At 68.1% G+C, this 24206-nt stretch carries 28 protein-coding genes; 18 read left to right on the top strand and 10 right to left on the bottom strand.

The window, feature by feature from the left end:
• The first annotated feature begins 49 nt into the window (after positions 1–49).
• Positions 50–730, top strand: a complete 681-nt coding sequence (locus ACSFA8_RS17075; protein WP_435480686.1) for a c-type cytochrome — start codon at positions 50–52, stop codon at positions 728–730.
• Positions 731–795: 65 nt separating this feature from the next.
• Here ACSFA8_RS17075 and pcaG read toward each other — a convergent pair whose 3' ends face one another.
• Complete coding sequence (pcaG, locus tag ACSFA8_RS17070) at positions 796–1404, bottom strand: protocatechuate 3,4-dioxygenase subunit alpha (protein WP_435480708.1); 609 nt, start codon at positions 1402–1404, stop codon at positions 796–798.
• Positions 1405–1415: 11 nt separating this feature from the next.
• A complete protein-coding gene (gene pcaH / locus ACSFA8_RS17065) occupies positions 1416–2141 on the bottom strand; it encodes a protocatechuate 3,4-dioxygenase subunit beta (protein WP_435480685.1) in 726 nt (241 codons plus the stop codon).
• 113 nt (positions 2142–2254) lie between these two features.
• Between pcaH and ACSFA8_RS17060 the strand changes: the two genes are divergently transcribed.
• Positions 2255–3232: a LysR substrate-binding domain-containing protein gene (locus tag ACSFA8_RS17060; protein ID WP_435480707.1), complete on the top strand. Its 978-nt coding sequence runs from the start codon at positions 2255–2257 to the stop codon at positions 3230–3232.
• 4 nt (positions 3233–3236) lie between these two features.
• On the opposite strand, the gene ACSFA8_RS17055 is transcribed toward ACSFA8_RS17060, so the two are convergent.
• Positions 3237–3671 (bottom strand): DUF1841 family protein, encoded by a 435-nt coding sequence (locus ACSFA8_RS17055; RefSeq protein WP_435480684.1) that lies wholly within the window; start codon positions 3669–3671, stop codon positions 3237–3239.
• Between the two features lie 87 nt (positions 3672–3758).
• Here ACSFA8_RS17055 and ACSFA8_RS17050 point away from each other — a divergent pair, with 87 nt between their 5' ends.
• From ACSFA8_RS17050 to ACSFA8_RS17025, 6 genes are all read left to right on the top strand, one after another.
• Positions 3759–4790: a LacI family DNA-binding transcriptional regulator gene (locus ACSFA8_RS17050; RefSeq protein ID WP_435480683.1), complete on the top strand. Its 1032-nt coding sequence runs from the start codon at positions 3759–3761 to the stop codon at positions 4788–4790.
• A gap of 249 nt (positions 4791–5039) precedes the next feature.
• Entirely contained in the window at positions 5040–6782 is a 1743-nt protein-coding gene (gene araD / locus ACSFA8_RS17045; protein ID WP_435480682.1) for an L-arabinonate dehydratase, read from the top strand.
• A gap of 14 nt (positions 6783–6796) precedes the next feature.
• A complete protein-coding gene (locus tag ACSFA8_RS17040) occupies positions 6797–7795 on the top strand; it encodes a Bug family tripartite tricarboxylate transporter substrate binding protein (protein WP_435480681.1) in 999 nt (332 codons plus the stop codon).
• Positions 7796–7799: 4 nt separating this feature from the next.
• Positions 7800–8531, top strand: coding sequence for a ribonuclease activity regulator RraA (locus tag ACSFA8_RS17035; RefSeq protein ID WP_435480680.1), 732 nt, complete (start codon positions 7800–7802; stop codon positions 8529–8531).
• Positions 8507–8641 (top strand): hypothetical protein, encoded by a 135-nt coding sequence (locus tag ACSFA8_RS17030; protein WP_435480679.1) that lies wholly within the window; start codon positions 8507–8509, stop codon positions 8639–8641. The genes ACSFA8_RS17035 and ACSFA8_RS17030 overlap by 25 nt, the downstream gene beginning before the upstream one ends.
• 57 nt (positions 8642–8698) lie before the next feature.
• Positions 8699–9091, top strand: a complete 393-nt coding sequence (locus ACSFA8_RS17025; protein ID WP_435480678.1) for a RidA family protein — start codon at positions 8699–8701, stop codon at positions 9089–9091.
• A 15-nt stretch (positions 9092–9106) separates the two neighbouring features.
• Here ACSFA8_RS17025 and ACSFA8_RS17020 read toward each other — a convergent pair whose 3' ends face one another.
• Complete coding sequence (locus ACSFA8_RS17020; protein ID WP_435480677.1) at positions 9107–9568, bottom strand: ribonuclease HI family protein; 462 nt, start codon at positions 9566–9568, stop codon at positions 9107–9109.
• Between the two features lie 2 nt (positions 9569–9570).
• Positions 9571–10353, bottom strand: a complete 783-nt coding sequence (locus ACSFA8_RS17015; RefSeq protein ID WP_435480676.1) for an IclR family transcriptional regulator — start codon at positions 10351–10353, stop codon at positions 9571–9573.
• A gap of 163 nt (positions 10354–10516) precedes the next feature.
• Between ACSFA8_RS17015 and ACSFA8_RS17010 the strand changes: the two genes are divergently transcribed.
• Positions 10517–11524, top strand: a complete 1008-nt coding sequence (locus ACSFA8_RS17010) for a TRAP transporter substrate-binding protein (RefSeq protein WP_435480675.1) — start codon at positions 10517–10519, stop codon at positions 11522–11524.
• 20 nt (positions 11525–11544) lie between these two features.
• The gene (locus ACSFA8_RS17005) at positions 11545–11988 is read left to right on the top strand and encodes a type II 3-dehydroquinate dehydratase (protein WP_435480674.1); all 444 of its coding nucleotides are present in this window, start codon (positions 11545–11547) and stop codon (positions 11986–11988) included.
• 21 nt (positions 11989–12009) lie between these two features.
• On the opposite strand, the gene ACSFA8_RS17000 is transcribed toward ACSFA8_RS17005, so the two are convergent.
• Both ACSFA8_RS17000 and ACSFA8_RS16995 read right to left on the bottom strand, forming a co-directional pair.
• Positions 12010–12639 carry an ABC transporter ATP-binding protein gene (locus ACSFA8_RS17000; protein ID WP_435480673.1) on the bottom strand — a complete coding sequence of 210 codons (630 nt, stop codon included), beginning with the start codon at positions 12637–12639 and terminating at the stop codon, positions 12010–12012.
• Complete coding sequence (locus ACSFA8_RS16995) at positions 12636–13433, bottom strand: IclR family transcriptional regulator (protein ID WP_435480672.1); 798 nt, start codon at positions 13431–13433, stop codon at positions 12636–12638. Before ACSFA8_RS16995 ends, ACSFA8_RS17000 begins: the two co-directional genes overlap by 4 nt.
• Before the next feature lie 141 nt (positions 13434–13574).
• Here ACSFA8_RS16995 and ACSFA8_RS16990 point away from each other — a divergent pair, with 141 nt between their 5' ends.
• The 3 genes from ACSFA8_RS16990 (at position 13575) to pcaF (ending at position 16289) form a co-directional block, all read left to right on the top strand.
• Complete coding sequence (locus tag ACSFA8_RS16990) at positions 13575–14276, top strand: 3-oxoacid CoA-transferase subunit A (protein ID WP_286539364.1); 702 nt, start codon at positions 13575–13577, stop codon at positions 14274–14276.
• Positions 14277–14409: 133 nt separating this feature from the next.
• Positions 14410–15060 carry a 3-oxoacid CoA-transferase subunit B gene (locus ACSFA8_RS16985; protein ID WP_435480671.1) on the top strand — a complete coding sequence of 217 codons (651 nt, stop codon included), beginning with the start codon at positions 14410–14412 and terminating at the stop codon, positions 15058–15060.
• Positions 15061–15083: 23 nt separating this feature from the next.
• Complete coding sequence (gene pcaF / locus ACSFA8_RS16980) at positions 15084–16289, top strand: 3-oxoadipyl-CoA thiolase (protein ID WP_286539361.1); 1206 nt, start codon at positions 15084–15086, stop codon at positions 16287–16289.
• Between the two features lie 14 nt (positions 16290–16303).
• Here pcaF and ACSFA8_RS16975 read toward each other — a convergent pair whose 3' ends face one another.
• The 3 genes from ACSFA8_RS16975 to ACSFA8_RS16965 are packed head-to-tail and all read right to left on the bottom strand — an operon-like array spanning position 16304 to position 19002.
• Positions 16304–16981, bottom strand: coding sequence for an FHA domain-containing protein (locus ACSFA8_RS16975; RefSeq protein WP_435480670.1), 678 nt, complete (start codon positions 16979–16981; stop codon positions 16304–16306).
• Between the two features lie 45 nt (positions 16982–17026).
• On the bottom strand, positions 17027–17989 hold the full coding sequence (gene lhpI / locus ACSFA8_RS16970; protein WP_435480669.1) for a bifunctional Delta(1)-pyrroline-2-carboxylate/Delta(1)-piperideine-2-carboxylate reductase: 963 nt from the start codon (positions 17987–17989) through the stop codon (positions 17027–17029).
• A 38-nt stretch (positions 17990–18027) separates the two neighbouring features.
• Positions 18028–19002, bottom strand: coding sequence for a LysR substrate-binding domain-containing protein (locus tag ACSFA8_RS16965; RefSeq protein WP_435480668.1), 975 nt, complete (start codon positions 19000–19002; stop codon positions 18028–18030).
• 97 nt (positions 19003–19099) lie between these two features.
• Here ACSFA8_RS16965 and argH point away from each other — a divergent pair, with 97 nt between their 5' ends.
• From argH to speB, 5 genes are read left to right on the top strand one after another with little or no spacing between them, the layout of a single operon-like run.
• Entirely contained in the window at positions 19100–20557 is a 1458-nt protein-coding gene (gene argH, locus ACSFA8_RS16960; RefSeq protein WP_435480667.1) for an argininosuccinate lyase, read from the top strand.
• The gene (locus tag ACSFA8_RS16955) at positions 20554–21444 is read left to right on the top strand and encodes an amino acid ABC transporter permease (protein ID WP_435480666.1); all 891 of its coding nucleotides are present in this window, start codon (positions 20554–20556) and stop codon (positions 21442–21444) included. The genes argH and ACSFA8_RS16955 overlap by 4 nt, the downstream gene beginning before the upstream one ends.
• Positions 21441–22232, top strand: coding sequence for an amino acid ABC transporter ATP-binding protein (locus ACSFA8_RS16950; protein WP_435480665.1), 792 nt, complete (start codon positions 21441–21443; stop codon positions 22230–22232). The genes ACSFA8_RS16955 and ACSFA8_RS16950 overlap by 4 nt, the downstream gene beginning before the upstream one ends.
• A gap of 47 nt (positions 22233–22279) precedes the next feature.
• The gene (locus ACSFA8_RS16945; protein WP_435480664.1) at positions 22280–23119 is read left to right on the top strand and encodes an ABC transporter substrate-binding protein; all 840 of its coding nucleotides are present in this window, start codon (positions 22280–22282) and stop codon (positions 23117–23119) included.
• A gap of 4 nt (positions 23120–23123) precedes the next feature.
• Complete coding sequence (speB, locus tag ACSFA8_RS16940; protein ID WP_435480663.1) at positions 23124–24185, top strand: agmatinase; 1062 nt, start codon at positions 23124–23126, stop codon at positions 24183–24185.
• The last annotated feature ends 21 nt before the right edge of the window (positions 24186–24206 follow it).

Genomic DNA, 24206 nt, shown 5'->3' with positions numbered 1-24206 from the left:
ATCAAATGTTGATCTGAAAACTGTATCTCCACGAGATTGTGCGCGCAAAATGAACAAGCTGTTGACCACGATGTTTGCCCTTGGTGTCGCTTGCGTGACGCTCTCGGCACAGGCCCAGAAGGTGACGGGCAACGCCGAAAACGGGGGCAAGAAGATCGCGATGTGCGTGGGTTGCCACGGCATCATCGGCTACCAGGCCAGCTTTCCTGAAATCCACAAGGTGCCCAAGATCGCGGGCCAGAGCGCCACGTACCTCGCGGCGGCGCTCAACGCCTACAAGGGCGGCGACCGCAAGCACCCGACCATGCGCGCCATTGCCGATTCGCTCACGGAGCAGGACATCGCCGATCTCTCCGCCTACTACGCCCAGCTCGGCGTGCAGGAAGGCGATGCGCCCCCGGCCGCCGCCGCGAAGGCGCCGAGCGAAACGGTGCAGGCGCTCATCGCGCGCGACAAGGACAACACCTGCACCAAATGCCACGGTGCCAACTTCAACACGCCGAATGACGGCACCGTGCCCAAGCTGGCCGGCCAGCACGCCGACTACCTGCTGGTGGCGCTGAAGTCGTACAAGGCCCAGCATCCGATGAGCGGCCGTTCCAACGCCATCATGGGCGGCCAGGCCAAGAACTTCTCGCCGGTCGAAATGAAGCAACTCGCCAGCTACATCAGCTCGCTGCCGGGCGAACTCAAGACGGTGCCGGAATCGCGCTTTCATCGCGCGAAGTAAGCGCCTTCCGCGCCACGTAAAAAAGCCCGCTGACCGCGGGCTTTTTGCTGGATGGCGGCAGCCGCTCAGACGTCGAAGAACGCCGTCTCGTCCGCGCCCTGCATGTGGATGTCGAAGCGGTAAACCACCGCGCCGCCCTGTTCGCCGCGCTCGGCGACCAGCGTCTTGCGGCGTTGCGCCGGCACGCTTTGCAGCACCGCATCGCCGGCGTTGGCCTCGGCCTCGTCGCTGAAATAGATGCGCGTGAATGCGTGCAGCAGCAGTCCGCGCATCGTGACGATCACATTGATGTGCGGAGCCTCGCCCGGCGCCTCGGCGCCCGGCTTGACCGTGTGGAACACGAAGCGCTTCTGCGCGTCGGTGCCGGTGCCGCAGCGGCCGAAGCCGCGAAAGCCGCGCTGCTGCGCTTCCTCCACCGATTGCGGGTAGCGGCCGTCGCCGTCGGGCTGGCTGATCTCGACCATGGCATCGAAGATCGGGGTGCCGTCGCCGTCGATCACCCGGCCTTCGAGCCGGATGCGTTCGCCGGTGGCGCCGTCGAGTGCCACGGCCGAATCGAATGGCTGGTCGAAGTCGTAGCCGTACTGGGTGGCCGTGAGGCCGTAGGCGAAGTAGGGGCCGACCGTCTGCGAAGGGGTCTGGCCGAAGTTGGTTTCGAGTGCGCTCATCATGATCGGGGTGCTCCTCAGCGGTTCTCGAAAGGCGTTTCGTCGGCACCGCGCAGCACGATGTCGAACTGGTAGCCGAGGGCGTAGTCGGGCTCGGTGATGTCGAGGCTGAAGTCGGCCACAAGGCGGTTGCGGTATTTCTCGGGCGTGCCGGTCACCATCGGGTCGTACTGCAGCAGCGGGTCGCCCGGGAAGTACATCTGCGTGATCAGCCGGCTTGCGAAGTGCTCGCCGAACAGCGACAGGTGAATGTGCTGCGGGCGCCAGGCATTCGGGTGGTTGCCCCAGGGGTACGCGCCGGGCTTGATCGTCAGGAAGCGGTAGCGGCCTTCGTCGTCGGTCATGCAGCGGCCGGCCCCCAGAAAGTTGGGGTCGAGCGGCGCATCGTGCTGGTCGACCTTGTGCACGTAGCGGCCGGCTGCGTTGGCTTGCCAGAGTTCCACCAGCGTGTTGCGCACCGGCCGCTTGCGCTCGTCGAGCACCTGGCCGGTGAGGATCATGCGTTCGCCCAGCGGCTCGCCGTTGCGGCGCGCGTTGCGCGTGAGGTCGTGGTCGAACTCGCCGATGCTGCTGTGGCCGTACACCGGTTGCTGCAGTTCGCCGAGCGATGCCTTGAGCGGAATGAGCGGCTGCAGCGGGCCGCGCTTCGCGGTCGACTTGTAGCCGGGGTAGATGTAAGAGGGGTGGCTGGCCCAGTCGCGCGGCGTGAGCGTCGCGAGGGGTTGCTTGGTGCGGTCGAGCATGTCTTGTCTCCTGGGGAAGGGCACGTGGGAAGTCCTGACTTTAGAGGCGCCTTCCAATGATGTAAATTGAAGATTCGATGAATTTCAATAAGCATTGGTAATTGAAAGCCCCCCTGAAAGCCCCGCCCGCGCCATCGCCTGCCTTTGCCCGCAACGTGCAGTTGCGACACCTGCGCTGCTTCGTCGCCATTGCGCAGGAGCGCCATCTTGCGCGTGCGGCCGAGCGCCTGGCGCTGAGCCAGCCGGCCATCTCCAAGACCCTGGTCGAACTCGAGACGCTCGCCGGCACGCGCCTGGTCGAGCGCAGCAGCGCCGGCCGGCGCGGCGTGCAGGGCCTGACACCGACCGGCGAGCAGTTGCTCGGCCACGCGCTGCGCGTGCTCGAAGCGATCGACGCCAGCGCCGAAGCGATTGCGCCCGCCGCGGGTGAGCGGCTCGAGCGGCTGCGCATCGGCGCGCTGCCGAGCGTGGCACCGGCATTGCTGCCGCAGGCGCTGGCCAGACTGCGCAGCCATTGGCCGGCGCTGCAGATCGTCGTGAAAAGCGCCGCCAACGCCGTGCTGCTCGACGAACTGCGCGCCGGCGAGCTCGACCTGGTGGCCGGGCGCATGAGCGATCCGCGCCTGATGACGGGCCTGAGCTTCGAACTGCTCTACACCGAGCCGCTGGTGTTCGTGGCGCGCAGCGGCCATCCGCTGGCCAAGCGCGCCGCCGCGGTGCAGGCGGTGCTGGCCCATCCGCTGGTGGTTTATGCCGAGGGCACCATTCCGCGCCACAACACCGAGAGCTTTTTCCTGGCGCGCGGCCTTGCGTTGCCGCCGAACGCGCTGCAGACACTGGACTTGATGGTGGCGCGCGCGTTGGTCGCGGCGTCGGACGCCGTCTGGATCACGCCGCTGGGCGCGGTGCGCGCCGACCTGCAGGCCGGTGCGCTGGTGCGGCTGCGCATCGACACGCCTGGCACCGAAGAGCCGGTCGGTTTGCTGCTGCGCAGCGAAGCGCGCAGCTCCGCGGCGTGCACGACGATGGTGGGCCTGCTGCGGGAAGCGGCGCGCCAGAACCAGCCGCGGCCCGGCCGGAAGCCGGTGTGAGGTTCTAGTCCTGGGTGGCCCGCCGCTGGACACACGCGATGTAGGCCTCGCCGTCCGGCGGTCGGCCGGCGCGCTGGCTCTCCCACATCATCCGGCCCAGGCATTCCATCGCCTCGTGGTGCGCCTCGAGCAGCGAATCGCGCCGCGCGGCCAGCAACTCGACGGCCTGGCGGATGCCGCGCGGCTGGTCGATCGAGCATTGCTCGCTGATCGACAGGTGCATCGACAAATGCAGGAACGGGTTCTCGCGGCCGTCCTGGCCGTCGTAGACGCGGGCCACGGCGGCGTCGGCATCGGCCAGGTCGGCGTGGTATTCGGGGTGCTGGTCGATCCAGCCGGCGGCGATGGTTTCCAGCGCCTCCATCGGCAGGCCCTGGCGGCTCTTGGCGTAGACGCCGCAGAAGAAGCGGCGCACGTCCTCGGGAGAAGGATTGAACATGCGGCAAGCGTAGCACCGGGCCCGGCTCGCCGATAATCCGCCGAAGCGTCTCAGGCAGACGTTAGCGTTACCATCCGGAGTCCATTCTTGACCCAGCAAAACACGCCCGGCCGCAGCGCGCGCCGGGGCAGCGGCGGCATCACGCTGAGCGACGTGTCCAAGCTCGCGGGGGTGTCGGCCATCACCGTTTCGCGGGTGCTCAACACGCCCGATCTCGTGTCGCCTGAAACGCGCGAGAAGGTGCGGCTCGCGGTCGAGCGCACCGGCTACGTGCCCAACCTGCTGGCTGGCGGACTTGCTTCCAATCGCAGCCGCCTCGTCGCCGCGTTGGTGCCGACCATTGCCGGGCCGGTGTTCCTCGAAACAATCCAGGCGCTGACCGAAGCGCTGGCCGACAAGGGCTATCAGCTCATGCTGGGCCAGAGCGGCTACAACAACTCGCGCGAAGACGCGTTGATCGACGCCATCGTGGGACGCCGGCCCGACGGCATCGTGCTGACCGGCATCATGCGCTCGGCCGAGGGTCGGCGCCGCCTGCTGGCCTCGGGCATTCCGGTGGTTGAAACCTGGGATCTGACGCCCACGCCGGTCGATATGCTGGTCGGCTTCTCGCACGAGAAAGCCGGCGTTGCAACGGCGCAATTCCTGCACAGCAAGGGCTACCGCCGGCCGGCCATCGTCACCGGCGACGACCACCGCGCCAATTTGCGGCGCGGCGGTTTCGAGCAGGCCTGGCTGGCGCTCGGCGGCGGCGCGGTGCCGGTGCAGACCGTGCCGGCGCCAACCACCCTGGGCAGCGGCCGCACTGCGCTGTCCGAACTGCTCGTGGCCGACCCGGCCACCGACGTGGTGGCCTGCAGCTCCGATGCCCTGGCGCACGGCGTCATCATCGAAGCGCAGGCGCGCGGCCTGCGCGTGCCGCAGGACGTCGGCGTGATCGGCTTCGGCGATCTGGCCTTCGCTCGGCACGCGCATCCGGCCATCACCACCGTGCGCATCGACGGCACCGCCATCGGCCGCCAGGCCGCGCGCTTCATCGTCGACCGCGCCGAAAGGCGGCCGGTCGAGCACAAGGTGCTCGACCTCGGCTTCTCGCTCATCGAACGCGAAAGCGCCTGAGTAGGCTCGCCCCCAGGCTGCGCGCACTGCGTGTCGCTTCTCCTTCCCCCTGCCGGGGGCAACACCGGCAGACCGGCGGAGCCGGTTCTGCGGTGTTTCTGGGCTGGGCCGCGCGCGGGAAAACGGCCTTCCGATCTTGAACTGCCTTCCGATCTTGTAACGCGCTGATTTGTTGGTTGACCTGAGTTGGGCTCGGCATCTATGATCGAATGACAGCGCTAACATAAACAGCGCCATTCGAGACAGGCCATGACCGAACGAAAAAAACCTGAAGACCTCCGCTCGCACCGCTGGTACGGCGTCAAGGATCTGCGCAGCTTCGGCCACCGCTCGCGCACGGCGCAGATGGGTTTCAGCCGCGACGACTACCTCGGCAAACCGGTGGTCGCGATCCTCAACACCTGGAGCGACATGAACTCCTGCCACACCCACTTCAAGCAGCGGGTGGAGGAGGTCAAGCGCGGCGTCTGGCAGGCCGGGGGCTTTCCGGTCGAGATTCCCGCGATGAGTCTGGGCGAGGCGTTCCAGAAGCCGACCACGATGCTCTACCGCAACCTGCTCGCGATGGAGGCGGAAGAGCTGATCCGCTCCTACCCGGCCGATGGCGTGGTGCTAATGGGCGGCTGCGACAAGACCAGCCCGGGCCTTGTGATGGGCGCGCTGGCCATGAACCTGCCGACCATCTTCGTGCCCGCCGGCCCGATGCTGCGCGGCGACTACAAGGGCACCTACCTCGGTTCGGGCTCCGACACCTGGAAGTACTGGGCCGAGCTTCGCGCCGGCAACATCAGCGAAGACGACTGGCAGGACGTGGAAGACGGCATCGCCCGTTCTCCCGGGACCTGCATGACCATGGGCACCGCCAGCACCATGACCAGCGCGGCCGAGGTACTGGGCCTGACGCTGCCGGGCGCGTCGTCGATTCCGGCACCGGACTCGCGCCACGCGATGATGGCTACGCACACCGGCAAGCGCATCGTCGAGATGGTGTGGGAAGACCTGAAGCCGCTCGACTTCCTCACGCCCGCGTCGTTCGACAACGCCGTCACCGCGGTGCTCGGCCTGGGCGGCTCGACCAATGCGATCGTGCATCTGATCGCCATGGCGCGCCGTGCCGGCGTGCCGCTCGACCTGGCCCGCTTCGACGAACTGGCGCGCAGCACGCCGGTGCTCGCCAACCTGCGGCCCGGCGGCAAGTATCTGATGGAAGATTTTTTCTACGCGGGCGGCCTGCGTGCCTTCCTGGCCCAGATGGGCGACCTGATCGACGGCAGCCAGATGACCTGCAACGGCAAGACGCTGGGCGACAACATCGCCGGTGCCGAGGTCTACAACGCCGACGTGATCCGTCCGCGCGCGCATGCACTGCTGGAAAGCGGTGGCCTGGCAGTGCTGCGCGGCAACCTCGCGCCCGACGGCGCAGTGATCAAACCGGCCGCGATGGAGCAGCACCTGCGCCGCCACACTGGACCGGCGCTGGTGTTCAGGAACTACGACGATCTCGCCGCGCGCATCGATTCGCCCGACCTGCCGGTGACAAAAGACAGCGTGATCGTGCTGCAGAGCGCCGGCCCGCAGGGCGCGCCGGGCATGCCCGAGTGGGGCCAGCTGCCGATCCCGCAGAAGCTGCTGAAGGAGGGTGTGCGCGACATGGTGCGCATCAGCGACGCCCGCATGAGCGGCACCAGCTACGGCGCCTGCGTGCTGCATGTCACGCCCGAGTCGCATGTGGGCGGGCCGCTCGCATTGGTGCGCGATGGCGACCTCGTCACGCTCGACGTCGACGCGCGCCGCATCGACATGGAAGTGAGCGAAGAAGAGGTCGCCCGGCGCCGTGCCGACTGGAAAAAACCAATTCCCAAGTTCGGCCGCGGCTACGGCGTGATGTTCCTCAAGCACGTGCAGCAGGCCGACACCGGCTGCGACTTCGACTTTCTCGCGCCGGACTATGCCCAAGTGCAGGCCGGCGAGGACGAGCCCGAGATTCACTGACCTGGAGACAAACCATGACTTCATTCGCCGATCCCGATCGCCGCGCCGTGCTGCGCGCCGGCGCAGCCTTGCTGCTGCCGACCCCGTTGCTTGCGATGGCGCAAGGCGACGCCTGGCCCGCCAGGCCCATCACCTACGTCGTGCCCTTCACGCCCGGTGGCTCGACCGACGTGATCGGCCGCGTCATCGCGCAGAAGCTCGGCGAGGTGCTGGGCCAGCCCGTCGTGATTGACAACAAGCCGGGTGCCGCGGGCGCGGTCGGCGCGGGCTATGTCGCCAAGGCCAAGCCCGACGGATACACGCTGTTCGGCGGCACCATCAGCACGCATGCGATCAACGCGAGCCTCTACAAAAACCTGCCCTACGACCCGGTGAAGGACTTCGAGCCGATCTCGCTCGTGGCCTTTCTGCCGAATGTGCTGATCGTCGACCCGGCGCTAGGCGTGAACTCGGTCGCCGACCTGATCGCACTGCTGAAGAAAGACCCGGCCCGGCGCACCTTCGCGTCGTCCGGTGCCGGCACCTCGACCCACCTGGCCGGCGAGATGCTGGCCGACATCATCGGCATCAAGCTCACGCACATTCCGTACAAGGGCACGCCGCCCGCGATGCTCGACGTGTCGTCGGGCCAGGTCACTTTCATGTTCGACCAGGTCACGGCCGCACTGCCGCTGGTGCAGGCCGGCAAGCTCAAGCTGCTGGCCGTGACCACCGCCAAACGCATGGCGCTCGCGCCGCAGCTGCCGACGATGCAGGAGGCCGGTGTCATGGGCTTCGAGATGGCGTCGTGGCAGGCGGTGTACGCGCCCAAGGGTCTGCCGGCGCCGATCGCGCAAAGGCTGTCGAAAGAGATCGCGAAGATCCTCCAGAGCCCCGAAGTGAAAGAAAAGCTCACCAACCAGCTCGGCATGGACGTGGTGGCAGGCTCGCCCGCCGATCTCGCCGCACTGATGCAGAAAGAGATCCCCCGCTGGGGCGAGCTCGTGCACAAATCCGGCGCAAAGGCAGATTGAAAACATGACCCAAGGCAACTCCCCCCTTTCGAACGAAGTGCGCGAACTGCTGCGCCATGTCAGCGTCGCCACGCTGTGCACTCAGCTCTTCAAGCGCGGCTTTCGTAACGTCTACCTGCAGGGCGTCGGTCGGCTCACCAGGCCGAGCGGCGGCAACCTGGTCGGTCCGGCCTTCACCATGCGCAATATTCCGGCGCGCGAAGACCTGGACCAGATCAGCGCCTTCGACGACCCGAACCATCCACAGCGCAAGGGCATCGAGAGCGTGCCCGAGGGCTATGTGCTGGTGATCGACTGCCGCGGCGAAACACGCGTGGCTTCGGGCGGCCAGATCCTCACGACGCGGCTCAAGGTGCGCGGCGCCGCAGGGCTGGTGTCCGACGGGCCGGTGCGCGACAGCGGCCCGATCTCGCGGATGGACTTTCCCGTGTACTGCGCCGGTGGCAGCGCGCCGCTCAACCTGATCCACCATCACGCGATCGATCTCAATGTGCCGATCGGCTGCGGCGGCGTGCCGGTGTACCCGGGCGACGTGATCGTGGGCGACGATGAGGGCGTAGTGGTCATCCCGGCTCACCTGGCCGAAGAGGTGGCGCGCGACGCCACCGAGCAGGAAAAGATGGAAGCCTTCGTGCTCGAACGCGTCGAGGGCGGCGCGAAGCTCGCCGGCACCTATCCGCCGAACGCGGACACCAAGGCGGCCTTCGAGGTGTGGCGCAAGTCCAAGGGGATCTGAACGGCATCGAACCTGGCAGCGGTTCGCCGCAGCAGTTCGGCGACTTCATCGGCACCGAAATGATCAAGTGGGCCCAGGTCGCCAAAGACGCCGGTATCCAGCCCGAATGACAGACGCGACGGCCAGGCGGCTGGCTTCTAGACTCGACGCACTCGCAAGGAGTCCCAATGACGACCGTCCAACACCTCCCCTCCGCCGGCAGCTTCAAGACCCCGCCGCTCTCGGCGGCTGCCCGTATCGGCGATCTGCTCTTCGTTTCGGGCACGCCCGGCTACTACCCCGATGGGCGCATTGACGAAGGCGACTTCGGCGCCCAGTTCGACCAGGCCGTGGCCGCGCTGCGCGAGGTGCTGGCACGCAGCGGCGCTTCGATGCGCTCGCTGGTCAAGGTGAACATGCTGCTCACCCGAGCCGAAGACGTGGCCGAGATGAACCGGCGCTATGCCGAGGCGTTCGGGCCGGCGCCGTACCCGGCACGCACGACCTGCGTGGTGGCGGCGCTGCCCGATCCGCGCATGCTGCTCGAGATCGAGTGCGTGGCGGGCGTCGAAGCGCCCTGAAGCGCTCCGGGCCGGCTAGCGACGCCGTTTCGTGCGGGTCGCCGCGCGCTTGGGCGGAAACCCCAGCGCCGCACGGGCCAGTGCATCGGCCTCGCCGTTGCGGTGGCGCGGGATCCACGTCAGCGCCACGGCGTCGAACGACCGCAGCAACGCGCGCGCCTCATCGAACAGCGGCGCCAGGCGCTCGACCGGTTTGACAGCCGCATCGCCGAGCTGCTCGACCAGGATCCTGTTGTCGCTGCAGGCACGCACGGCCGTTGCACCGAGGGCTCGGGCCTCGCGCAGCGCAGCCATCAGCGCGCGCAGCTCTGCCTCGTTGTTGCAGCCGCGCTCGCCCGTGGCCTGCGACAACGTGTGTCTCGTGCCGTCGGGCGCGACGATGACCGCGCCGAGGCCCATGCGGCCCGGGTTCGGCATGGCGCTGCCATCGCAATGGACGAGCCAGATCTGCGCGTCGCCCGCGGTAAGAAGACTCATCGTCAGGCGCGGCGCTTGAACAGCGCCGATGCGCCGCTGGCGCGCGCCGCGTCGTCGGCCGTGGCCAGAAGCGCCGGCCCGAGCGCCAGCATGCGTTCTTCCGACAGCCGCACCAGCGGGCCCGCGATCGTGATGACGCCGATCACGGCGCCGTTGTTGGCGCGCACCGGCGCCGCCATGGCGGTCATGGCCGGCGCGAACACTTCGTTGATCATGCTGAAGCCGCGCTTGCGTGCGGCGCGCAGGTAAGTCAGCAGCGCCTTGACCGTCGTCGGCGCCCGGGGGCCGAAGTCCTTCGGGTTGCCGAAGCCCTGGCGTGCAACCAGTTCCAGCGCCTGCTCGTCGGTCATGGTCGACAGCCAGGCATGGCCGGCCGAACTGCACGAGAGATTGACGGACAGGCCCATGTCGGGGTCGTAGCGCAAACCCGTTCTGGCGCCCTGGGCCTTGGCCACGAAGGTCAGCTCGTCGCCATCGACCACGGCCAGCCGGACCAGTTCGCCCGACTGCGCGGCCAATGCGTCGAGCAGTGGCTGCGTCACGTCCACGATGCCGCTGTTGCTCAGGAAGCTGAGCCCCAGCGACACCATCTTGATGGTGAGCATGTAGTCGCCATGGCTCTGATCCTGGCGCACATAGCCGCAACGGATCAGCTCGGTCAGCAGCCGGTGCGTGGCGCTCAGGGGCATGGCGAGGTCAGCCGCCACGGCCGACAGGGGCCGCCCTTCGGGGTGCAAGGCCAGATGCTCCATCACCTTGAAGCTTCTCTCGAGGATTGCGCTCATTTCTTTCAGTCCGGAACCGTTGCCAGGCTTCACTGTAAGGGATTTGGCCAAGTGTTTTCCATATGGAAATGTTTTCCACCACTGACTATGATCGCGCCAGATCGCACCTTCCCCGGCAACGTGCACACATGGCGCGACCTTCACAACTCTCCTGGAGACTGCTTTGAAATCACTGCTTCGCCTGCTGGCCGTCGCCTGCATTTCCACCGGCTTGGCGGCCGCTGCCCTGGCCCAGGAGGGCCAGGAACGGGTCATTCGCTTCGGCCACCTCAACAATGCGGACCACCCAGTGAGCTTCGGCGTCAAGCGCTTCGCCGAACTGCTGGCCACCAAGAGCGGCGGCAAGATGAAGGTTCAGGAATATCCCGCCTCGCAGCTCGGCAACGAGATGCAGCAGCAGTCCGCGTTGCAGGGTGGCGTGCAGCAGATGTCGGCGCCTGCCACCACCTCGCTGGCCGGCATCGTCAAGGAGTTCGGCCTGCTCGACTTCCCGTTCTCGGTCAGCACCTTCGCGCAGGCCGACGCGCTGCTTGACGGCCCGCTCGGCCAGACGCTGCTTGCCAAGTTGCCCGAGAAGGGCCTGGTCGCCCTGGGCTACTGGGATCTCGGCTTCCGCAACGTCACCAACAGCAAGCGGCCGATCACCAAGGCCGAGGATCTGGACGGGCTCAAGATCCGCGTGATTCCGAACCCGGTGTTCCTGGAAACCTTCAAGGCCTTCAAGGCCAATCCGGTGCCGATGCCGTTCGCCGAGCTCTACGGCGCGCTCGAAGCGAAAGCCGTGGACGGCCAGGAAAATCCGTTCGCCGTGATCCAGTCGAACAAGTTCTTCGAGGTGCAGAAGTTCCTGAGCGCCACGAACCACGTCTACGCGGCCAACATCATGCTGGTCAGCAAGAAGTTCTGGGATCAGCTCACGCCCACCGAACAGAAGTGGATGCGCGAATCGGCCAACGAAGCGCGCGGCTACCAGCGGCAGGTCAGCCGGGCCGCGGCCCAGAAGGCGGTCGGCGAGTTGCAGACCAAGGGCATGCAGTTCAACGAGGTGGCGCCGGCCGAGCAGGCCCGCATGCGCCAGATCGCCAAGCCGGTGATCGAGCGCTTCTCGGCGAGCTACGACCCGGCCGTCGTCAAGCTCTACAACGACGAACTGGCCCGCATCCGCAAATGAGCGGCGAACCGAAGCCGACCATGAAAATCCTCGTTCTCCACGGGCCCAACCTGAATCTTTTCGGCCGCCGGGAGCCGCACATCTACGGCCACACCACGCTGGCGGAAATCAACGCGCGGCTCGCCAGGCTGGCTGCGGAACTGGGCGTCACGCTCGACACGATCCAGTCCAACCACGAAGGCGACCTGATCGACTTCCTGCACAGCAACATCGACGCGGCCCAGGGCGCGCTGGTCAACCCGGCCGGCCTGACGCAGCACGGCGTGCCGCTGCACGACGCGATCAAGGCCATGCCATTCCCGACGCTGGAGATCCACATGTCGAACATCGCCGCGCGCGAGGCGTGGCGCGCGCATTCGATCATCTCGCCGGCGGTCAAGGGGACGATCCAGGGCCTCGGCCCGCAGTCCTATCTGGCGGGGTTGCGTGCGCTGGTCGAAATGCAACAGGATGCCAAGGCCTGAGGGCGCCCACGGCCAGCGCCGTCAACGCGGCGGCAATCCAATCGTGGCCGCGAGCGGCACCGCGTCGATCGCCTCGCTGCCGGCAACGACGATGGCGCGTCCAGGCTGCTCGGCGGCCCCGAAGCCGCCCAGCGTGCGCCACAGGCAGCGGATCGACGCCGCATCGAGCGCGCCGGCCGGCTCGTCGAGCAGGGTCAAGGCGCGGCCCGATGCGAGGGCTGCGGCGAGATAGACCTTGCGCCTCGAACCGGTCGAGAGCATGTACAGCTTTTTGTCGATGTGCGGCGCCAGGGCGAAGCCTTCAACCAGCGCGCGCCAGAGGGCGTCGTCGAAGCGGGGGTCATCGCCACGCAGCGCTGCCGTGCATGCGTGCACGGTCATCTCGTCGAATTGCTCGGTGGCCGGGTCGCAGAAGAAAACGTTGCGGCGGTAGGCGTCCGGTGCGGCGTCGAGGCGCGTGCCGGCCAGCATGAGCCGGCCGCTCGCAGGCAGCACGCCGGCCAGAATCCGCAGCAATGTCGACTTGCCGCTGCCCGTGTCGCCGTGCAGCAGGGTGACGCCGGCGCCGATGCGCGCCGACCAGCCGTCGGCCAGCGGTGGCTGCCCGGGGTACGCGAAGCGCAGGCCCTCTACTTGCAGGATCTGGTTCACAGCATTCCCGAAATCTTCTGCGCCGCCGCCAGCAGCGCCGGAAGCATCGTCTCCTGCATCACCTTGGCGCTGGTGCGGTTGGCCTGCCCGCTGATGTTGAGCGCGGCCACGGTGCGGCCGGCGCGGTTGACGACCGGTGCGGCAATCGAGATTAGCCCTTCTTCCAGCTCCTGGTTGACCAGGCACCAGCGCTGGCGGCGCGCCTGCGCGATCTTCGAGAGCAGGGCATCGATGTCGGTCACCGTGTGCTTGGTCAGCGCTTCGGGCGCGGAGGCGGCCAGCCGCGCGCGCAGGTCGATTTCGTCCAGGCCCGCCAGCAGCAGCCGGCCCATCGAGGTGCAATACGCCGGCAGCCGCGACCCCACGCCGAGGGTGATGCTCATGATCTTGTGGGTGGGCACGCGCATCACGTAGACGATGTCGGTCGCGTCGAGCACCGCGGCCGAGCACGACTCCTGCACTTGCTGCACCAGCGCCTCCATCACCGGCTCGGCGCGATTCCAGATCGGCATCGACGACAGGTAGGCAAAGCCGAGGTCGAGGATGCGCGGTGTCAGGCTGAACAGCTTGCCGTCGGTTTCCACATAGCCGAGGGTCTGCAGCGTCAGCAGGATGCGGCGCGCACCGGCGCGTGTGAGGCCGCTCGCCGCGGCGACCTGGCTGAGCGTCTGTCGCGGGGCCTGGGCGCTGAACGACCGGATCACCTCGAGGCCGCGCGCGAACGACTGCACGTAGCTGTCGCCGGGGCGGGGAGGTGCCTCGGCGGTGGGGCTCGGTTGGGGGGTGGTTGCCATGGCGCGTCGAATCTCCTAGAATTCATTATAAGAACAAACGTTCGCTCTACGAACATGAGACGAACAAAGCGCAAACAAAAATGGCGCAGCGATTTGTTCGGTGATTTCCCTCCATCCTCAATCCCGCAGGAGACAAACCCCATGATCGACAAGATCGCGCGCTCGGTCGCCGATGCCATGGCCGACATCCAGGACGGCTCGACCGTGCTGATCGGCGGCTTCGGCACCGCCGGCATTCCCAATGAACTGATCGACGGCCTGATCGAGCAGGGCGCCAAAGACCTCACGGTCGTCAACAACAACGCCGGCAACGCCGAAGTTGGCCTGGCCGCCCTGTTGAAGGCCGGGCGCGTGCGCAAGATCATCTGCAGCTTTCCGCGCCAGGCCGACAGCCAGGTGTTCGACGGCCTCTACCGTGCCGGCAAGCTCGAGCTCGAACTGGTGCCGCAGGGCAACCTGGCCGAGCGCATCCGCGCCGCGGGTGCCGGCATCGGCGGCTTCTTCTGCCCCACGGGCTACGGCACGCAGCTCTCGGGCGACCGCGAAACGCGCGTCATCGGCGGCGTGCACTACGTGCTCGAGTACCCGATCCATGGCGACGTGGCGCTCATCAAGGCAGAGCGCGGCGACCGCTGGGGCAACCTGGTCTACCGCAAGGCCGCGCGCAACTTCGGCCCGGTGATGGCCATGGCCGCGAAGAAGACCATCGCGACCGTGCACGAGATCGCCGAACTCGGCACGCTCGACCCTGAAACCATCGTGACCCCGGGCATCTTCGTGCACCAGGTCGTCCAGATCGACCGCGTCGCCACGCAAGCCGGTGGCTTCAAGAAGGCAGCATGATGAAGCTCGCCCCCAGTCTTCGCGCACTTCGTGTCGCTACGCCAACCCCCTGCCGGGGGCAACACCTGCGGCCCGGCAAAGCCGGTTCCGCGGTGTTCCTGGAATTGATCTCGCCCGCATTCGGAGTGCAGTCATGACAACAGTCACTTACCAACGCCGCACCAAGGACCAGCTCGCCGCGCGCGTCGCAGAGGACATCTTCGACGGCGCCGTCGTCAACCTCGGCATCGGCCAGCCAACGCTGGTGGCCAACCATCTGCCGGCCGGCCGCGAGGTCATCCTGCAAAGCGAGAACGGCATCCTCGGCATGGGCCCGGCGCCGGCCGCGGGCGAGGAAGACTACGACCTCATCAACGCCGGCAAGCAGCCGGTCACCCTGCTGCCGGGTGGCTCGTTCTTCCACCATGCCGACAGCTTCGCGATGATGCGCGGCGGCCACCTCGACATCTGCGTGCTCGGTGCGTTCCAGGTGTCGGCCACCGGCGACCTTGCCAACTGGCACACCGGCGAGAAAGACGCGATCCCGGCCGTCGGCGGCGCGATGGACCTTGCCATCGGCGCCAAGCAGACCTGGGTGATGATGGATCTGCTGACCAAGCAGGGCGTGAGCAAGCTGGTCAAGCAATGCACCTATCCGCTGACCGGCATCGGCTGTGTCAAGCGCGTGTACTCCGACCTCGCTACGCTGGAGTGCACGCCCGACGGGCTCAGGCTGGTCGACAAGGTCGATGGCCTCGATCACGCCGAGCTCGAAAGGCTCGTGGGCCTGCCGATCGCCGCCTGACCAACTTCCACACGAGACAACACATGACCAACCAAGCCTTTATCTGCGACGCCATCCGCACCCCCTTCGGCCGCTACGGCGGCGCGCTCAGCAGCGTCCGCACCGACGACCTGGGCGCCGTGCCGCTCAAGGCGCTGATGGCGCGCAACCCCAAGGTCGACTGGCAGGCCGTCAGCGACGTGATCTACGGCTGCGCCAACCAGGCCGGCGAAGACAACCGCAACGTGGCGCGCATGTCGGCGCTGCTGGCCGGCCTGCCGCTCGAACTCGGCGGCTCGACCGTCAACCGCCTGTGCGGCTCGGGGCTGGACGCGGTGGGCACGGCCGCGCGCGCCATCAAGGCCGGCGAGGCGGGTTTGATGATCGCCGGCGGCGTCGAGAGCATGAGCCGCGCGCCATTCGTGATGCCCAAGGCCGAGTCGGCCTTCAGCCGCGCCAACGCGGTGTACGACACCACCATCGGCTGGCGCTTCGTCAACAAGAAGATGAAGGAACTCTACGGCGTCGACTCGATGCCCGAGACCGCCGAGAACGTGGCCACCGACCACAAGATCGAGCGCGAAGCGCAAGACCGCATGGCACTCGCCTCGCAGCAACGCGCCGTGGCCTCGCAGAAGTCTGGTTTTTTCGATGCCGAGATCACGCCCGTGACCGTGCCGCAGAAGAAGGGCGATGCCATCGTTGTCGGCAAGGACGAGCATCCGCGCGACACCACCCTCGAAGCGCTCGCCAAGCTCAAAGGCGTGGTGCGGCCCGACGGTAGCGTGACGGCCGGCAATGCCAGCGGCGTGAACGACGGCGCCTGCGCGCTGCTGCTGGCCGACGAAGCCAGCGCGGCCAAGTACGGGCTGACCCCGCGCGCCCGCGTGGTCGGCATGGCCACCGCCGGCGTGGCACCGCGCGTGATGGGCATCGGCCCGGCGCCGGCGACGCTGAAGGTGCTGGCGCTCACCGGCATTTCGCTCGACCAGATCGACGTGATCGAACTCAACGAAGCTTTCGCGGCGCAGGGCCTCGCGGTGCTGCGCATGCTGGGCCTGAAGGACGACGACGCGCGCGTCAACATCAACGGCGGCGCCATCGCGCTCGGCCATCCGCTCGGTGCCAGCGGTGCACGCCTGGCGACCACGGCTGTGAACCAGCTGCACAAGCAGGGCGGGCGCTACGCGCTGTGCACGATGTGCATTGGCGTGGGGCAGGGCATTGCTGTGATCCTCGAGCGCGTCTGAGCGGCCCGGCTCGTTCACATCTCGAAATCGGCGGTACGGACCCAGATTGGCTCGCGCTCGGTCTCGGCAAAGCGCGCCCAGGCCACCACGTTGATCGCCACGTGATGTTCCTCGTAGGCCGCGACGGCTCGGGCAGGGCCGTCCGGGCCGTCGATTTTTACTGCGAAGTGTGAATGCAGCGCGTCGGCGGTGATGTACGCCGGAATCTCCCGCCCGCGCGCCGCCAGCGTGAAGGCGACGCCGTCTCCGAACCACTGGGCGCCGGCCGGGCCACCGATCCGGTTGCCCTGCGCACTGCGCGACAACGGCGCGGACTCGAGCGCGCCCGCAACCGTTGCAGCGCTGGCCGGCAGTGAATCCGCAGGAAGGCTCGGCAGTTCCGGCAGGTCTTCAGCGTTGTAGAGATTTTTCCGGGCGAACTGCATCTCCACATCGGCGATGCGAACGAGATCGCCATGCAGCAGATAGGTCGCCGCCACCGGCTCCCCGTTCACCGTGGTGCCGTTCGTGCTGTGCAGATCGCGAACGGCCACCACGTCTGCCCGTGAGACGAACATCGCGTGAAAAGCGCTGACGGTGGCTCGCTCCAGCACCAGGTGGTTGCGCGGGCTGCGGCCGACCAGTGTCTCGCCCTCGCGAAGGCGCACGATCCGGACGACCCGGCCTTCCATCGACAAGATCAAGCTGGCCATGGTTGCGTGTGTTTCACTCGCCGCGATGCTGGCACGGCGCAAGCTTCATGCCAACCCTTGACAGTCTGCGCTGCGCCACACCAGCGTCGCCGCCGTCAGGTCTTCCAGCGCCGTCCCCACGGCCTTGAACACCGTGCGTTCATCGCCGGAAGAGCGGCCCCCGCGCTCGCCGCGGCACAACTGCGCCAGTGTCGCCTGGAGATCCGTGGCGGCCAGCGTGCCGGCTGCGATTGCGTCGAGCAGGTCGCCCGCCTTCAGCAGCGCCTCGTCGGTGTCGACGAAAACGCGCACGCCGTGGCCGAAGCAGGCCGGGTCGGCCTCCTTCATGGCGGGTGTGAAGCTGCCGATCAGGTCGAGGTGCGTGCCCGGCGTGAGCCACTCGCCGCGCACCAGCGGTGCGGTGGCCAGGGTGGCACAGCTCACGATGTCGGCGGCGCGCACGGCCAGCGCCAAGGCGTCGGGCTGGTCGGCCACCGCATGCGCGTTCCAGCCGACGGCACGCCATTCGGCCGCCAGCGCCCGCGCGCCTTCGGGCCGGTGATTCCACACATGCACCTCGCGGATCGGGCGCACGCTCGCGTGTGCGGCCGGCAGCAGCTTCGCGACGCGGCCGGTGCCGAGCACCAGCAGATTGGCCGCGTCGTCGCGTGCCAGAAAAGATGCACCGAGCGCCGCCGCTGCCGCCGTGCGGTGCGCCGTGATCTCGTTGCCGTCCATCTGCGCCAGCGGCACGCCGGTGTGGGCGTCGTAGAGCACGTAGGTCGCGTGCAGGCCGGGGAGGCCACGGGCGCTGTTGCCCGGAAAGATGTTGATGGTCTTTATGCCCAGGTAGCCCGCATCGCTCCATGCCGGCATGATCAGCACCGTGCCGCGCTCTGCGCCGTGGCCGATGCTGTGCACATGGCGCGGCGGCACGGTGACATCGCCGGCAAAGGCCTCGCGCAAAGCGGGCACCAGGCGCTCGAAGGTCAGTGCGGCGCGCGTGGCGGCGGCATCGAAGGTTTTCATGGCGGCCGAGTATGGCGCGCCGGCCCGTGCCGTGCCGGTCAGTCTTTGCGCAGCAGCGAGGCCTGCGGCGCGGCGCCGTCCAGCTGCTCGCGCAACGCGTCGCCGAACAACTCGGCCAGGTGCGCGATCTCGGCGCGTTCGGCATGGGCCTCTTGCCAGCGCAGGAAGTAGCCGTGGCCGGTCGTGACCTCGAAATCGAACGGCGCGCAGAGCCGGCCGCTGTCGATTGCGGGTTGCCCGATCACGCGATCCCCCAGCGCGACACCGTAGCCTTCAGCGGCCGCGGAGTTCGACAGGTCGAGCGTCTGGAAGTCCAGTCCCAGGGCGGGATCGATCTCGTGCAGTTGCGCGGCCTCGAGCCACTGGCGCCAGTCTTCGTGGTCGGTGCGCGCATGCAGCAGCACGCTGCGCGCCAGATCCTTCGGCCGCCGCAGCGCCTGAGCGCCATGGGTGAGGCGGGGCGAGCACACCGGCGTGAGGCGCTCGGCGAACAGCAGCCGCTGGTGCGGAGCGGGGGCGTCGAGCCGGTCGTACACGATGCCGGCGTCGAAGCGATCATCGTCCAGGTGATGCGACATCGTGGTACTGACCGCGATGCGGAACCCGGGGTGCCGGCCCTGGAAGCGCATCAGCAGCGGCATGGCCCACAACATGGCGCAGGTGGGCACCATGAAGCGCAGTTCGGGCGCCTCCATGCGGCGCCGCAGCACGCGCGTGGTCTGGGCGATCTGGTCGAGCGCGGAGCGGGCCGTGCTGGCCAGCAGCCGGCCGGCGTCGGTCAGCACCAGCCCGCGCGCCTGGCGCAGGAACAGCGCCTGGCCGTAGAACTCCTCCAGTTGCAGCACCTGCCGGCTGACCGCACCCTGGGTGACGCACAACTCTTCGGCCGCCCGCGTGAAGCTGCCGGTGCGCGCCGCCACCGCAAAGCAGCGCAGCGCCGCCAGGGGCGGCAGCAGCCGGCTCGGCGAGACGGCATCGGGCCCGTTTGCGCCGGGCGCATGAGTGGTGGTCATGGGTCGATGAGATTTAATGGATTGTGCGGCCGCGGGGCTGCCCGTCCAATACGCCGATGCAATATGCACGCCACACCGGCTCGCCGGCAACCCCCCGATGACTGCCGCCAGCCCTGCGCCCGAGGGCGGCCTGCTCTGGGGCGGCCGCTTTGAAAGCGGCCCCGATGCGGCGCTGATGCGCCTGTCGACCTCGCCGCCGTCCTACTTCCGCCTCGCGCCGCAAGATCTGCGCGGCTGCCGCGCCCATGCCCGTGAACTGGAGCGCGCCGGCCTGCTCGATGCCGGCGAAACGGTGCGCATGCTGTCGGCGCTGGACGAGGTCGAGGCCGATATCGCCACCGGCCGCTCCCAGCCGCAGCCGCGCGACGAGGATGTGCACACCTTCATCGAGCGCCTGTTGACCGAGCGCCTCGGCGCGCTCGGCGGCAAGCTGCGCGCCGGCCGCTCGCGCAACGACCAGACGGCCAACGACCTGCGCCTGTACCTGCGTGAGCAGGCGCGCGGCCTCGGCGCGATGGTGCTCGATGTGGTGAACGCACTGATGGCCCAGGCCGACCTGCACAAGACCACGCTGGCGCCGGGCTTCACCCACCTGCAGCCGGCGCAGCCGATCGTCTGGGGCCACCAGCTGCTCGCCCATGCGCAGGCGCTGAGCCGCGACGTGGACCGGCTGCACGACTGGGATTGGCGCTCGGCCCGCTCGCCGCTTGGCGCGGCCGCGCTGGCCGGCTCGGCCATCGCGATGCACCCGGAACTCGCGGCGCAGGAGATGGGCTACCTCGGCGCCTGCGACAACTCGATCGACGCGGTGGCCAGCCGCGATCACGTCAACGAGTTCCTGTTCGTCGCGGCGCAGATCGGCGTCGACCTGTCGCGCCTGTGCGAGGAAATCTGCCTCTGGTGCAGCCGGCAGTTCGGCTGGCTCAAGCTGGACGACGGCTTCTCGACCGGCTCTTCGATCATGCCGCAGAAGAAAAATCCGGACATCGCCGAGCTCACGCGCGGCATCTCGGGCCGGCTCATCGGCAACCTCACCGGTCTGCTCGCCACCTGCAAGTCGCTGCCGCTGGCGTACAACCGCGACCTCTTCGCCGACAAGCACGCGGTGTTCGACAGCATCGACGGCCTCACCCTGTGCCTGCCCGCGATGGCAGGCATGGTGCGCACCTGGCGCGCCGACACAGCGCGCATGCGCAGCCAGGCCGGCGAAGGGTTCACGCTCGCCACCGAAATCGCCGACTGGCTCGCGCGCCAGGGCACGCCGTTCGCGAGCGCGCACGAAGTGGCCGGCGCCGCCGTTCTGTACTGCGAGCGACGCGGCATGGAACTCGAAGCGCTCACGGCCGACGACCTGGCCGCGATCGACGCGCGCCTCACGCCCGAACTGCTGCCGCACATCTCGCTGGAACGCGCAGTGGCCGCACGCAGCGCCTGGGGCGGCACAGCCCCCGGACGCGTGGCCGAACAACTGGCACGGCTGCAGGCCAAGGTCGCGGCGCAGCGGCATTGGGCCGAGGGCGGCAGCCACAGCAGCGCACCGGAGAACGCACCATGACGACGCTCGACGCATCGACCCTGCCGCGCGTGCGGCGCCATCACATCGGCCGCTGGCTCGCCGCCGCCGCGATCGTGCTGCTGCTGGGCCTGGTGGTGCGCGCCTTTGCGCTCGGGCAGATCAATTGGGCGGTGGTGGGCCGCTTCCTCACGGCGCAGTCCATCCTCACAGGCCTGGGCTTCACGCTGGTCATGACGGTGCTGGCGATGCTGCTGGGCATCGGCAGCGGCGTGCTGTTCGCGGTGATGAAGATGTCGCCCAACCCGGTGCTGCGCGGCGTGGCGGAGTTCTACATCTGGATCTTCCGCGGCACGCCGTTGCTGTTGCAGTTGCTGCTGTGGTTCAACCTCGCGCTGGTGTTCCCGACACTGGGGATTCCGGGCATTCCGGGCCTGTCGTGGCGCACGGTCGACGTGATGACGCCGTTCGTCGCCACCTTGCTGGGCCTGGGTCTGAACCAGGGCGCCTACACGGCTGAGGTGGTGCGCGGCGGCATCCTCTCGATCGACCTCGGGCAGACCGAGGCGGCCAAGGCGATCGGCATGACGCGCCTCACCACGCTGCGCCGCATCGTGCTGCCGCAGGCCATGCGCGTGATCATCCCGCCGATCGGCAACGAGGTGGTCAGCATGGTCAAGCTGACCTCGATGGCCAGCGTGATCCAGTACCCCGACATCCTGCGCAACGCCCAGACCGTCTACTACGCCAACGGCCTGGTGATCGAGCTGCTGCTCGTGGCGAGCTTCTGGTACCTCAGCGTGGTCACCGTGCTGAGCCTTGGGCAGATGGTGTTGGAGCGCCACTTTGCCAAGGGCCAGGTGCGGCGGCAGATCGCGGTGGCACCTGGCGCCGCCGCTGCGCCCAAGGTCGAAGGAGCCGGCGCATGAACGGCGCCACCGCATCTCCCATGGTTCGTCCCATGGTTCGCATCGCGGCCGTCAACAAGCACTTCGGCAGCTACCACGCGCTGCGCGACATCGACCTCGAAGTGCGCGCCGGGGAGGTGCTCTGCATCATCGGGCCCTCGGGGTCTGGCAAGAGCACGCTGCTGCGCTGCATCAACCAGCTCGACAGCATCGACGCCGGCGCAATCTGGGTCGACGGCGAGCTCACAGGCCACCGCATCGTGGGCCAGACCCTGCACCCGCTGGACGACGCGCAGATCGCTGCGCAGCGCGGCAAGGTCGGCATGGTGTTCCAGCGCTTCAACCTGTTCGCCCACATGACCGTGCTGCAGAACGTCATCGAGGGCCCGGTCACGGTGCAGCGCCGTCCGCGTGAAGACGCGATCCGCGAGGCGCGCGAGCTGCTCGGCCGGGTGGGGCTGGCCGATCGGCAGAACCACTACCCGAGCGAACTGTCGGGTGGCCAGCAGCAGCGCGTGGCGATCGCGCGCGCACTCGCCATGGCGCCGCAACTCATGCTGTTCGACGAGCCCACTTCGGCGCTCGACCCCGAGCTGGTCGGCGAGGTGCTGGCCGTGATGCGCGACCTCGCCGCCAGCGGCATGACCATGGTGGTCGTGACGCACGAGCTGGGCTTCGCCCGCGAGGTGGCCGATCGCGTGGTGTTCATGGACGCCGGTGCGGTCGTCGAGCAGGGTCTGGCCGCCGATGTGCTCACGGCGCCGCAGCATCCGCGCACGCGCGATTTCATATCGGCGGTGATCAAGTGAGCACCGCCGCCTTGTCTCCCTCTTTCTACCCACCTGGAGTTGCCACCATGAAGAAGCTGTCACACGCACTGCCCGCCGCGCTCGCACTGGCTGGCGTTGTCGCCACATCGGCGTTCGCCGTCGAAACACCGGCGCGCATCAAGAAGGCCGGCAAGCTCGTCATCGCCACGCAGCCCAATTACCCGCCGATCGCTTACAAGGATCCGGCGACGAACAAGCTCATGGGCTTCGACATCGAACTCGGCGAAGCCATCGCCAAGGAACTCGGCGTGCCGGCGGAATGGCAGGAGATCGGCTTCGCGCAGATGCTGCCTTCACTCACCACCGGCCGCGTCGACATGGTCATGGCCGGCATGAGCGACCTGCCGGCGCGGCGCGAGACGGTCGACTTCGTCGACTACCTGCGCACCGGCCCGCAGTTCTACACCTCGCCGGCCGGCGCGGCCGCCGGCATCAAGGCGCCGGCCGACCTGTGCGGCAAGAAGGTGGGCGCGAGCCGCTCGACCAACTGGCCGGTGCAGATCGCCGAGTGGAGCAAGGCCAACTGCGAAGGCAAGGGCAAGGCGGCCATTGCGGTCAGCGGTACCGAAGGTTCGGTCGACGCGCGCGCACAGCTCAAGACCGGCCGGCTCGACGCCGCGGTGCAGGGCAACGAGACGCTGCCGTACTTCCAGAAGGTGGAGCCGAACGCCTACGTGATCCTGGGCGAGGCTTTCGCCGAGAACCTGGCTGGCATCCCGTTCGCCAAGAGCGACACCGCCACGCGCGACGCGGTCAAGGCCGCGCTCGACGCGCTGCGCAAGAACGGCACCTACGCCGCGCTGCTCACCAAATACAGCCTGCCGCAGAACGCGCTGCCCGAGTTCGTGCTGAACAAGGGCCAATGACGCAATGACCACGCCCGAGCGACTGGAAGCCCTGCGCAGGAAATACGAGAACGCCGGCGGCGGCGAGAGCGACGACCCGGTGTTCCGCGCCGTCGCCGACCAGCAGTTTTCCGAGGGCGATCGCCGCAAGTGGCCGTTCTCCGGCGCCGCCACCTTTCTTGGCACCGACTATCGGCCCGACGCCCACACACAGGCCGGCTTCGGCGGGCTCGATTGCGCACTGATCGGCGTGCCGATGGATCTGGGCGTGACCAACCGCGCCGGTGCGCGCCTCGGCCCGCGCGCGGTGCGCGGCGTGGAGCGCATCGGCCCGATCGAGCATGCGCTGAAGATCGCGCCGATGACCATGCTGAAGGTGGCTGATGTGGGCGACGTGCCGTTTCGCAGCCGCTTCAGCCTCGAGAGCTGTCACGAGGATATCGAGCAGTACTTCAATGGCGTCGTGGATGCCGGCGTGATCCCGCTGGCCGTGGGCGGCGACCATTCGATCACGCTGTCGATCCTGCGCGCGCTGGGCCGGAAGCAGCCGGTGGGCCTGGTGCACATCGACGCGCATTGCGACACCGGCGGCGCCTACGAAGGCTCCAAGTTCCACCACGGCGGGCCGTTCCGGCAGGCGGTGCTCGACGGCGTGCTCGACGCCGAGCGCACCATCCAGATCGGCATCCGGGGCGGCGCCGAATACCTGTGGGAGTTTTCGGAAGACGCGGGCATGACGGTGCTGCATGCCGAGGACGTGATGCGCATGGGCACTGACGCCGTGATCGCGCAGGCCCGCCAGGTCATTGGCGACGGGCCGATCTACGTGAGTTTCGACGTCGACGGCGTCGACCCGGGCTTCGCCCCCGGCACCGGCACGCCCGAGGTGGGCGGTCTCACGCCGCGCGAGGTGCTGGCCATCCTGCGCGGCCTGCGGGGCTGCCCGATCGTGGGGGCCGACGTGGTTGAGGTGGCGCCCCAGTACGACGCCACCACCAACACGGCGCAGATCGGCGCGCAGGTGCTGTTCCTGGAGCTGTGCCTGGTGGCGGAATCCTTGCGGCTGCAGCGCGGCCGCGCCGGCTGACGCGCGCCAGCAGCAGACCAC

The organism is Variovorax nitratireducens, assembly GCF_051216545.1.
Taxonomy (GTDB): domain Bacteria; phylum Pseudomonadota; class Gammaproteobacteria; order Burkholderiales; family Burkholderiaceae_C; genus Variovorax.
Note: the sequence above shows the minus strand (reverse complement) of the source record. Positions and strands in the feature narration are given on the sequence as shown.